Source organism: Pseudoalteromonas sp. P1-8 (assembly GCF_001399985.1).
In the GTDB taxonomy this organism is placed as follows: domain Bacteria; phylum Pseudomonadota; class Gammaproteobacteria; order Enterobacterales; family Alteromonadaceae; genus Pseudoalteromonas.
This window is the reverse complement of sequence record NZ_LJSO01000002.1, coordinates 393,011-403,432: the sequence shown is the minus strand read 5'-3', so window position 1 is coordinate 403,432 and position 10,422 is coordinate 393,011. Positions and strand designations below refer to the sequence as shown.

Below are 10,422 nucleotides of genomic sequence, written 5' to 3'. Positions count from 1 at the left end.
CAATCTGTACGAGTGCCCACACAGATGATTGCTTTATATTGTTAAAGAACGTTGCGACGTTGTCGCTAGGGATGCGTATAATACATCCTTAATTTTTCGAGTCAACACTTAATTTCAAACTTTCTTTTTAGACCGTTTTAAANGTCGCTAGGGATGCGTATAATACATCCTTAATTTTTCGAGTCAACACTTAATTTTAAACTTTCTTTTTAGACCGTTTTAAACCGAAGTTTTACTTAACTCTGTGTCACTTTGTTCAGCGCTTTTCATTGCTGCCCGCCGTGTCAGTGGATGCGCATTATAGGGATGCGAAGAATTAACGCAAGCACTTTTTGTAGAAAACTACTAAAAACTTACCTTTCGCGCAAAAAACAAGCTAAAGGCAGTAAAAAACACAGTTTACTGTACAAAATACAGCCAACTTTTCTCGAGAGGATCTTAAGTATTATCGAAATTAGGTAATACGCAAGTTTTTAAATAAAAAAAAGCGCCACAATCTTAGTGGCGCTTTTATCAATCAACTCTGAATTAGTACAAGATACTATATAACTTACGACGATACTTAGATGCCAAGGCATCTCCATCAGGTAAAGAAGCGATAATTTCTAGATAGGTTGGTTTTGCATCTGCGTAGTTAAGATCTTTTTTAAGTACATTAAATAGCATCTCTAAAGCTTCTTCTTTACGACCCGCGCTATTAAGAGCATTACTTAGTTCTACTTTTATCTCTAAATCATTTGGGTATTTTTCAACTTTATCCTGCAGTGCTTTTATCTCTGGTGAATCTGTTGCTGCTAATGCTTGTTCACATTTTGCTTGGATATTTGTGAAATATGCATCACGTTCATTTTCTGCAACCGAATCTAATAATGCTTGTGCATCTTCTAATTTATGAATTTGAATACAGATATCAGCTAAAACTAACTTTACCCGTGTATGGTTTGGATCAAGCTCATAAGCCTGCTTTGCATAGTTAAAAGCATTATTTAAATCTTGATTGATTAACGCTTGCTTAGCTTGCTCTAGTAATAACTCGTGTTGAGCTGGTAAATGTTTGGCTAGCGCATCGCGAATTTGCTGCTCTGTTTGAGCACCCGGTAACATATCTACAGGCGCTGATTCTTTTAACATCACAAGCGTAGGTAATGCTTGTAAACCAATTTGCTGCGCAAGTTGCCCTGCAAGAGCTTGCTCAACATCACAATCTAATGTTGCTACTGATAAATGCTCACCATACTCATTTGCTATTTTCTCTAAAATTGCAGCTTGCTGATGACACTCTGGGTTTTGCGCAGAGTAAAAAGTAAGTAGCACTAGTTTTTCAGCGGACGTTTCACCCAGTGCTTGCTGCAAATTTTGCTGGGTAAGTTTTATCATATTATTCATTTGATCGATTGCACTATATAAGTATTTAGGTTTTTATATAGTGGCAAACATAACAATTACAAGCCCCACGGGTCGAGGTCATTATGAAATTATCTGCTATTTCTGCAGCTTTATTACTTCTTAGTCCATTCGCACAAGCAACAACGCTCGATTTAAATCTCAAAAAAACTATGCCTGAGATTGAAAAGCTTTATTTAGATTTACATCAATCTCCCGAGCTGTCTTACCACGAAAAACAAACAGGTCAAAAGCTAGCAAAGCAATTAAAACAGCTGGGCTTTACTGTTACTGATAATGTAGGTGGTTATGGCGTTGTTGGTATTTATAAAAACGGTGATGGCCCTACAGTAATGATCCGCACAGATACTGATGGATTACCAATTGTTGAGCAAACAGGAAAACCTTACGCCTCTAAAGTGACTGTAACAAATGATGCCGGTGCAACAGTTGGCGTAATGCATGGTTGTGGTCATGATATTCACATGAGTTCATTTATTGGCACAGCACAACAGTTAATGACACATAAAGATCAATGGCAAGGTACGTTAATGATGGTCGCACAACCTGCAGAGGAAGTAGGCGGTGGTGCAAAAGCAATGCTTAAAGAAGGGCTTTTTACTAAGTACCCTACTCCAGACCATGTTATTGGTTTACATGTAAGTGCGAGTATTCCTGCTGGTAAAGTTAGCATGAAAACTGAGTATACGATGGCAAGTGTTGACTCTGTTGATATTACTGTAAAGGGTAAAGGCGGTCACGGTGCCTATCCACATACAACAATAGACCCTGTTGTGATTGCTTCACGTATTGTATTGGCACTGCAAACTATTACTAGTCGCGAATTGTCACCACTTGAACCGTCAGTGGTCACTGTTGGCTCAATTCATGGTGGCTCTAAACACAATGTCATTTCTGATGAAGTAAAACTACAGCTCACACTTCGCAGTTATAACCCTGAAGTACGTTTGCAACAAATCGCGGCGATTAAACGAATTTCTAAAGGTATCGCATTAAGTGCTGGCCTTGATGAAAGCTTAGCACCTGAAGTATATGTACATGAAGATGAGTCAATTCCTTCGACTTACAATAACCCTGCACAAACCAATGTAGTGCGTTCAGCAATTGCTAATGCTATTGGTGAAGACAATGTACTTGAAACTGAAGCAGTAATGGCTGGCGAAGACTTTGGTCTATACGGTCGTACAGAGCAGCACGTGCCAATTACTTTGTTTTGGTTAGGCGGTGTTGAACCGAGTCAATATGATGCAGCAATGCAATCTGGCGCAACATTACCTTCTTTACACTCAAGCAAGTTTGCACCTGATTACAAGAAGGCTCTTCCTACAGGGATTACAGCGATGAGTAATGCTGCGGTTGCCCTATTCAACAAAAAATAGTTTAGGCTGACTTAGCTCTAGGCTTAGTTTTTCTTTTAAAACGTCGCTTTTGCGGCGTTTTTGGTAACTGAGTAAAGACTTGGCTGTCGCACTGCTTGGCTTGCTCAACTAAAGCATGTAACTCTGCCAACAATGGCGTTAAAAATTGCTGATAACTCATATGTTGTTCAGCTATATTCCCTAACGATGCTTCCCACTTAGCTGTTAAGTCAGGGCTAGCAAGCTGCTCTGGTAATGTACTTATGAGAGCTTTGCCTGTTGCGGTAGCTAGAATGTTTTTACCCTGACGCTCTAAAAAGCGGCGTTTAAATAAAAGCTCAAGAATACCAGCCCGTGTAGCCTCAGTGCCTAAGCCGTCGGTTTCTTTGAGGATCTTTTTAATTTCTGGGTCTTTCACATAGCGGCTGATGCCTGTCATAGCACTCAATAAGGTAGCATCAGTAAAATGCGTCGGCGGTGTCGTCATTTTGTCTACCACTTCACCTTGATTGCAATGTAGCGGCTGGCCTTTTTCAAGTGGCGGTAAGGTTTGCTCATCTTTTAACTCTGTTTTGCCCATTAATGTTTTAAAGCCTAAGCTAACATCTTGCTTAGCAGCAGCTTTAAAAAGCCCACCCGCAATTTCAACCGTTACTTTAGTTTCGTTAAATATATAGTCTGGATAAAACTGAATTAAATAATGACGGCAGATCAACCGATAGATTTTTTGTTCATCACTATTTAATGATGCTGAGCGAAGCTGTTTTTCGGTAGGAACAATAGCGTGGTGAGCTGCAACCTTGCTGTCATTAAAACATTTACTCCGCTTATTGGTATCAGCTTGCTTGCAAGCTTCACTTACTTGACCTTCATTATTAGTGATGGCGGCAATAATACTCGCTGCATCTTTATGATGCTCTTTTGGTAAATAGCGGTTATCTGAACGAGGGTACGTAATTAACTTATGACGCTCATACAAGCTTTGACAGGTATCTAGCACCTTTTGTGCTGGCATTGAAAAAGCCTTTGCCGCATCAATTTGTAAAGCCGACAAGTTATAAGGCAGTGGCGCTTGTTGCTTTTTTTGCTTTTGTTCAAGCTCAACTACTTTCGCTGGCTGATTAGTTATGCGTGACACAACATTTTCAGCAAGCCCTCTATGTAATACCCGCCCTTCTTCATCTTGATAAGGTTCACATGCTTTACTTGGCTGCCACTTTGCAGAAAATACTTGCTGCTGCTGAGTTTCAAGGTGAGCTAATACTTCATAAAAAGGTTTCGCTACAAAGTTAGCTATTTCATTATCACGATTTACAACTAGACCTAAAATAGGAGTTTGAACACGCCCAACAGATAACACATTACCAAACCCAGCTTTTTGCCCAGCAAGCGTATAAGCGCGAGTTAAATTCATGCCAAATAGCCAATCGGCACGTGAGCGAGCTAAAGCAGATACACTCAATGGAATAAAATCGCGATTCGATTTTAAATTATTCAGCGCTTTTTTAACTGCACTTAAGTTTAAGTCGCTGATCAAGAGTCGTTGAATTTGCTGTTTTTTAACTTGGCTAATTTTAACCTGTTCGATCACTTCATCAACCAATAGCTGGCCTTCCCTATCAGGGTCGCCGGCATGAACAATTATATTTGCCTGCTTGATTAGCTTTTTTAATACAGTGAGTTGTTTACGTGTTTTTGATTTAGGCTTTAATTGCCACTGTTCAGGCACGATAGGTAAATGCTCAAACCGCCACTTTTTAAAACTTGCATCGTAGTCATCGGGTTCTGCTTGTTCAAGCAAATGACCAATACACCATGAGACACAATCACCATTACCTAGCTCTATATAGCCATCATGCTTTTTTTGTGGTTTTGGCAGTGCATCTGCAATGGCTCGCGCCAAGGATGGTTTTTCGGCAATGTAAAGTTTCATAACGCAACACTAAATACTGTTTTTATAAACAGTAGTCTAGCACAGGATTTTTAACGAAGAAACGCCTTATGCTTGCTGGCTTCGTCGAGTAAAGAGGTAGATAAGCGGTAGGTAACATACGACCACAGTACCAATATTGATTAGCGGTAGCAGGGTCTTGTACATGTAGGTGCTGTAAGACAAATCCCAAAGGTGGCGGTCAACTAAACGGAACAACTGTAGAATGGGCGCCATTATCACAACCAACTGCCCTAAAACACTTTGCCATAAGTAGACTTTATCTTTAATACCCAAGTAAGCAATGATTGCCATCCAAGCAATATCATTAAAAGCCCAGACTACATAGCGCCAGATATAGATATCATCAAACTCTCTTAAAGCAGAATAAATAAGAGTTCCATAAAGGAAAAAAGCAGCAGTAATGATAGAGAAATAGAAAGCGGGCCAATCTTTACGAAGGTAAAAAATAATAATAGCCGGGCTCAAAATGAACACCCAGCTATTGCTTAATATAACTCTAACTTCTACAAACCAATCAGGCAAAATGCAGTGCCTTAATCAGTTTTATCATCATCACCGCCATCACCATTGCCTGGCATATAGCTATATTTATCAACTTTTTTCATTTTTATACTCCATTACATGTGTTAATGAAGTTTCACTTTAATTGATTTATTGCCTTACATCAATAGGGTCAGACTCGTGTGCTTTACCTTGCATAATAGAGATTTCAACACGGCGATTACGCTTGCGATCTTCATCGGTCACATTCGGTACAAGAGGCCTTGTTTCTGCGTGACCTACCACCATCATACGAGATTTATCAAAACCGGGCGCTTTTTCCATTTCACTGGCAACTGCCACCGCACGTTTTGATGATAAATCCCAATTATTAGTATAAAGTTCATTCGATACTTGGAAGTCATCAGTGTGACCTGACACGGTTATTTCACCCGGCACATCTTTTAACAGCGTAGCAATATCACGAATAATAGGTTTAAATTTTGGCTGTAAAAAAGCACTACCTGATGGGAATGAGCCATTCTCACGGATACGAATAATAATTTGCTGGCCTAATGACTCGAGCTCAATCGCACCATCCATAATTTGCTGTTCTAGTTGCTGAGCAATTTTCTTCACAAGTTCATTTGTTTGTTCTTGATCAGCTGCTGAAATTGACTGTTCTAAAGCTTGTTGCTGAGCCGTACTTTGCGATTCACCACCTCGTTTATTACCGCGCTGTTCTTGTCGACCACCGGCAGAGCTTTCGTCGCCAGCCTGAAACTCAAGCATTTGTTGCGTCATTTCTACGGTTTGTTGTTGAATCGTTTCAATAGGTGTGGGTTCAGGTTTACCCGGAGTGAACTCCATGGCAATGACCGAGGTTCCCTTTGGAATATCTTTTACTTCAATTTTATTTTGTACACCGAAAGCAAACTTCATGGAGCCGGCAATTTGCTTAAACTTCAGTACGTCCATTTCTGAGAAAGCAAGCAAGAGTACAAAGAAGCACATTAATAATGACATTAAATCTGCGAAGGTTCCCATCCAGGCGGGTAAACCCGGTGGTGGACATTTGCACTCTTGATCTGACATGCCCTACTCCTCGGTATCAACTTTACGTTTTGATTCAGCTAAGTAGTTTTTCAAGATACCTTCAATTACTTTCGGGTTTTGACCATCTTGAATACCTAGTACCGCGTCGAGAATTAAACGTTGATTAAGCGCTTCCTCGTCTTTACGTAGCTCTAGTTTTACCTGAATTGGAATAGCAACAACGTTTGCTAAGAACGCACCATAGAGAGTAGTTAAAAGTGCAACCGCCATTGCAGGGCCGATTGCTTTTGGGTCATCCATGTTTGATAACATAGCAACCAAACCGATTAGCGTACCGATCATACCCATCGCAGGGGCAATATCGGCAAGTGATTTAAATAACCCAGCCCCTAGTTCATGACGGTTAGCTGTAAGAGAAATATCTTTTTGTAGGGTGGCACGAACAACATCAGCATCATGACCATCCACTAACATATCGACCCCTTTGCGCATAAAACCGTTGGGGATTTCGGCTTCTTCTAATGCTAAGAAACCACCTTTACGTGCTGAATCAGCTAATTCTACTGCTTTTTCAATTAATTCTTCTGGAGATTCGATTTTGAACATAAAGGCTTTTGCAGCGACTTTACCTATGCCCAAAAATTGCCCCATAGTGAAATTCGATAATACGATAAAAATCGAACCACCAAATACAATGACCACCGAAGGCGTGTTGTAAAACATTGCAACTTGGCCGTCACTACTTAACACCATCGACATAGCAATTAAGCCTATGGCACCAAGAATACCTATTATGGTTGCTAAATCCACATACCCCTCCAGAGGAACAATTACACGACACCCTCAGGTATCAAATTTTTATTATTAACTGCTTATCGGCAAGCAGTTGAAATACTTAAATCATTAAATGAATTAATTTTATTTTAATGTAAGATTTTTAAGCTACAAGTTTAAGCTGTATCTAAAACCGTAAAAATAGCATATTGAAAATGGATTATGCGTAAAAAAACACATCATTCTTTGACCTAGTTTAGCATTCCCCCTAAAATTGGCCTCACTTTCTAACAGCTATCGAGGCCACAATGGCAACAAAGAAACCAGAAAACTTAAGCTTTGAAGAAGCGCTGGATGAATTATCTCAAATTGTTGCGCAAATGGAGCAAGGTGAATTGTCACTAGAACAATCGCTAAAACAATTTGAACGCGGCATTGCACTGGCGAATGCTTCGTCTGGTAAGTTACAGCAAGCCGAACAAAAGGTTGCCATTTTAATGGGTAACGATAGCCAAGCTCCTCTTAGCAATTTTGATTCAAACTTGGACTAATTAAGTGCAATTAAAAGAACAACTACAACGCGCTCGTGAAGACGTTGAAGCACATTTAAATCGCTATTTCGAACTACCACTTAATACCGAAAAAACCATCAAAGAAGCCACCCATTACGGTGTTTTAAATGGTGGTAAGCGCTTACGTCCATACCTTGTATACGCAACGGGTCGAATGATGGGCGCAGACAAGACCGATCTTGATATTCTTGCTGCCGCTATTGAGTGTATTCATAGCTACTCTTTAGTCCATGATGACTTACCTGCCATGGATGATGATGACTTAAGACGTGGCCGCCCTACCTGTCATATTGTTTATGGCGAAGCGCAAGCCATACTCGCGGGCGATGCATTACAAACGCTGGCATTTGATTTAATTGCCAACCATCAATTTGCCGTTCCTGCGAGCCAGCAAGTAAAAATGATTGCCTCATTAAGCAAAGCCTCAGGTATTGAAGGTATGGTAGGTGGGCAAGCGCTGGATATTGAAGCGACCGATAAAGAAATTACCGTTGCGCAGTTAGAGCGCATTCATCAGCTAAAAACGGGCGCCTTGCTTAATTGTGCTATTACACTCGGTGCATTGAGTGCAAAAAGCTGTGATGAACATACTCTCGCGCAATTAAACCTATTTGGCCAAGCAATAGGGCTAGCTTTTCAGGTACAAGACGATATCCTTGATGTAGAAGCTGATACTGAAACATTAGGTAAGCCACAAGGCTCAGATATTGCGGCTAATAAAGCAACTTACCCTGCTTTATTAGGTATGGCTGGTGCAAAGCAAAAAGCACAAGATTTACTAGCTCAAGCTCATCAAGCTCTTGAGGCAATTGATTACGACACCAGCGAACTGGCGAGCCTTGCTAGCTATATCGTTGAACGTAATTATTAATGCCTAAAAAAGAAAGACAAAATAACTAAAAAATCAGAGCAGCAATGGGCTATAATGCACTCTGGTTAGCGAAGGATGTATAAAAAATCATGACACTTGATAGTAGCAAGTATCCATTATTAAGTTTGGTTGACGAACCAGCACAGCTGCGTGATTTAGCGCAAGACAAGTTACCTGCGTTTAGTAAAGAGTTACGCGAATACCTACTTAATTCAGTTTCGCAAAGTAGTGGTCATCTAGCATCAGGTTTAGGCACTGTTGAACTAACCGTTGCGCTGCATTATGTTTATAACACTCCTGAAGATCGTTTAGTATGGGATGTGGGTCATCAAGCATATCCGCACAAAATCTTAACGGGTCGTCGTGACCAAATGCATACTATCCGTCAAAAAGACGGTTTGCACCCTTTCCCATTCCGTGAAGAAAGCCCTTACGATACATTTAGTGTTGGCCATTCGAGCACCTCTATTTCAGCAGCCTTAGGCATGGCCATTGCTGCCGAAAAAGAAGGTAAAGATCGTAAAACAGTTGCTGTTATTGGCGATGGTGCGATCACTGCTGGTATGGCATTTGAAGCGATGAACCACATGGGTGATGTTAACCCTAACGTGTTAATTATCTTAAACGATAATGAAATGTCGATTTCAGAAAACGTAGGTGCACTAAACAATCACTTTGCCCGTATTTTATCTGGCAGCTTCTACACCAATATTCGTGAAGGCAGTAAAAAGCTTCTTTCTGGTTTACCGCCAGTGAAAGAACTTGCTAGCCGCATGGAAGAACACTTAAAAGGTATGGTCATTCCGGGCACTTTCTTTGAAGAGTTAGGCCTAAACTACATCGGCCCAATTGATGGCCACGATGTTAATATGATGGTTGATACCTTACGTAATATGCGCAACCTTAAAGGTCCGCAATTACTACATATTAAAACGCAAAAAGGTAAAGGTTATAAGCCTGCTGAAGCAGATCCAATTGGCTACCACGGCGTACCAAAATTTGATCCGAGCATGTCGAAATTACCAAAATCTAAACCGGGCGCTGCCACATTCTCAAATGTGTTCGGTGACTGGTTATGCGATATGGCAGCTCAAGACGACAAGCTAATGGCAATTACCCCTGCCATGCGTGAAGGCTCAGGCATGGTACGTTTTTCTAAAGAGTACCCAGCGCAATACTTTGATGTAGCAATTGCTGAGCAACATGCTGTAACGCTTGCAGCTGGTCTTGCTTGTGAAGGGTTGAAGCCTGTTGTTGCTATTTATTCAAGCTTTTTACAACGTGCGTACGACCAACTTATCCACGATGTAGCATTACAAAACTTACCTGTTCTATTTGCTATTGACCGTGCCGGTATTGTTGGTGCTGATGGTGAAACTCACCAAGGCGCCTATGACTTAAGCTTTATGCGCTGTATTCCTAACATGATTATCATGGCGCCTAGCGACACTAACGAGTGCCGCCAAATGCTTTACACTGGCTACCAATGCAATCAACCTGTTGCTGTTCGTTACCCACGTGGTAGTGCCGGTAATTGTGAGGTTGAATCAACCATGAGTGCAATTGAAATTGGTAAAGCGCGTAATATCAAACAAGGTAATAAAGTGGCCATATTGTCGTTTGGTACGCTGCTAGAGAACGCCAAGGTAGCTGCAGAAGAGCTTAACGCAACAGTGATTGATATGCGCTTTATTAAGCCTCTTGATACTGACGCTATCAGTGAATTACTTGGCAACCATGATGTAATTGTTACTCTAGAAGATAACGCTATTGCAGGCGGTGCTGGTTCTGCTGTGAATGAATACTTAGCTGCAATCAAAGCGGATGTGACTATCTTAAATTTAGGTATTCCAGATGAGTTCATTAAGCATGGTACGCAAGATGAAATGCACGCCGAAATGGGCCTAGATGCAAGTGGTATCTTAACTAGCATCAAAGAGTTCATGGCTTAAG

The 10,422-nt window shown here is 40.8% G+C and carries 9 protein-coding genes; 4 read left to right on the top strand and 5 right to left on the bottom strand.

Annotated elements, in window-relative coordinates; translation table 11 throughout:
• Positions 1-528: 528 nt before the first annotated feature.
• On the bottom strand, positions 529-1,386 hold the full coding sequence (locus tag AN213_RS05330) for a tetratricopeptide repeat protein (RefSeq protein WP_055197830.1): 858 nt from the start codon (positions 1,384-1,386) through the stop codon (positions 529-531).
• A gap of 83 nt (positions 1,387-1,469) precedes the next feature.
• Between AN213_RS05330 and AN213_RS05325 the strand changes: the two genes are divergently transcribed.
• Positions 1,470-2,783: a M20 family metallopeptidase gene (locus AN213_RS05325; protein WP_055197828.1), complete on the top strand. Its 1,314-nt coding sequence runs from the start codon at positions 1,470-1,472 to the stop codon at positions 2,781-2,783.
• 1 nt (position 2,784) lies between these two features.
• Here AN213_RS05325 and AN213_RS05320 read toward each other — a convergent pair whose 3' ends face one another.
• From AN213_RS05320 to pomA, 4 genes are all read right to left on the bottom strand, one after another.
• Positions 2,785-4,695: a DNA topoisomerase III gene (locus tag AN213_RS05320; RefSeq protein WP_055197826.1), complete on the bottom strand. Its 1,911-nt coding sequence runs from the start codon at positions 4,693-4,695 to the stop codon at positions 2,785-2,787.
• A gap of 66 nt (positions 4,696-4,761) precedes the next feature.
• A complete protein-coding gene (locus AN213_RS05315; protein WP_055197825.1) occupies positions 4,762-5,238 on the bottom strand; it encodes a hypothetical protein in 477 nt (158 codons plus the stop codon).
• A gap of 129 nt (positions 5,239-5,367) precedes the next feature.
• Positions 5,368-6,291, bottom strand: a complete 924-nt coding sequence (locus AN213_RS05310) for a flagellar motor protein MotB (protein WP_054562656.1) — start codon at positions 6,289-6,291, stop codon at positions 5,368-5,370.
• Between the two features lie 3 nt (positions 6,292-6,294).
• Entirely contained in the window at positions 6,295-7,062 is a 768-nt protein-coding gene (pomA, locus tag AN213_RS05305) for a flagellar motor protein PomA (protein ID WP_054552564.1), read from the bottom strand.
• Positions 7,063-7,334: 272 nt separating this feature from the next.
• Between pomA and xseB the strand changes: the two genes are divergently transcribed.
• From xseB to dxs, 3 genes are all read left to right on the top strand, one after another.
• Positions 7,335-7,577 (top strand): exodeoxyribonuclease VII small subunit, encoded by a 243-nt coding sequence (gene xseB / locus AN213_RS05300; RefSeq protein WP_054552565.1) that lies wholly within the window; start codon positions 7,335-7,337, stop codon positions 7,575-7,577.
• Between the two features lie 4 nt (positions 7,578-7,581).
• Entirely contained in the window at positions 7,582-8,469 is an 888-nt protein-coding gene (gene ispA / locus AN213_RS05295) for a (2E,6E)-farnesyl diphosphate synthase (RefSeq protein WP_055021990.1), read from the top strand.
• A gap of 89 nt (positions 8,470-8,558) precedes the next feature.
• The gene (dxs, locus tag AN213_RS05290; protein ID WP_055197822.1) at positions 8,559-10,421 is read left to right on the top strand and encodes a 1-deoxy-D-xylulose-5-phosphate synthase; all 1,863 of its coding nucleotides are present in this window, start codon (positions 8,559-8,561) and stop codon (positions 10,419-10,421) included.
• Position 10,422: the final 1 nt, after the last annotated feature.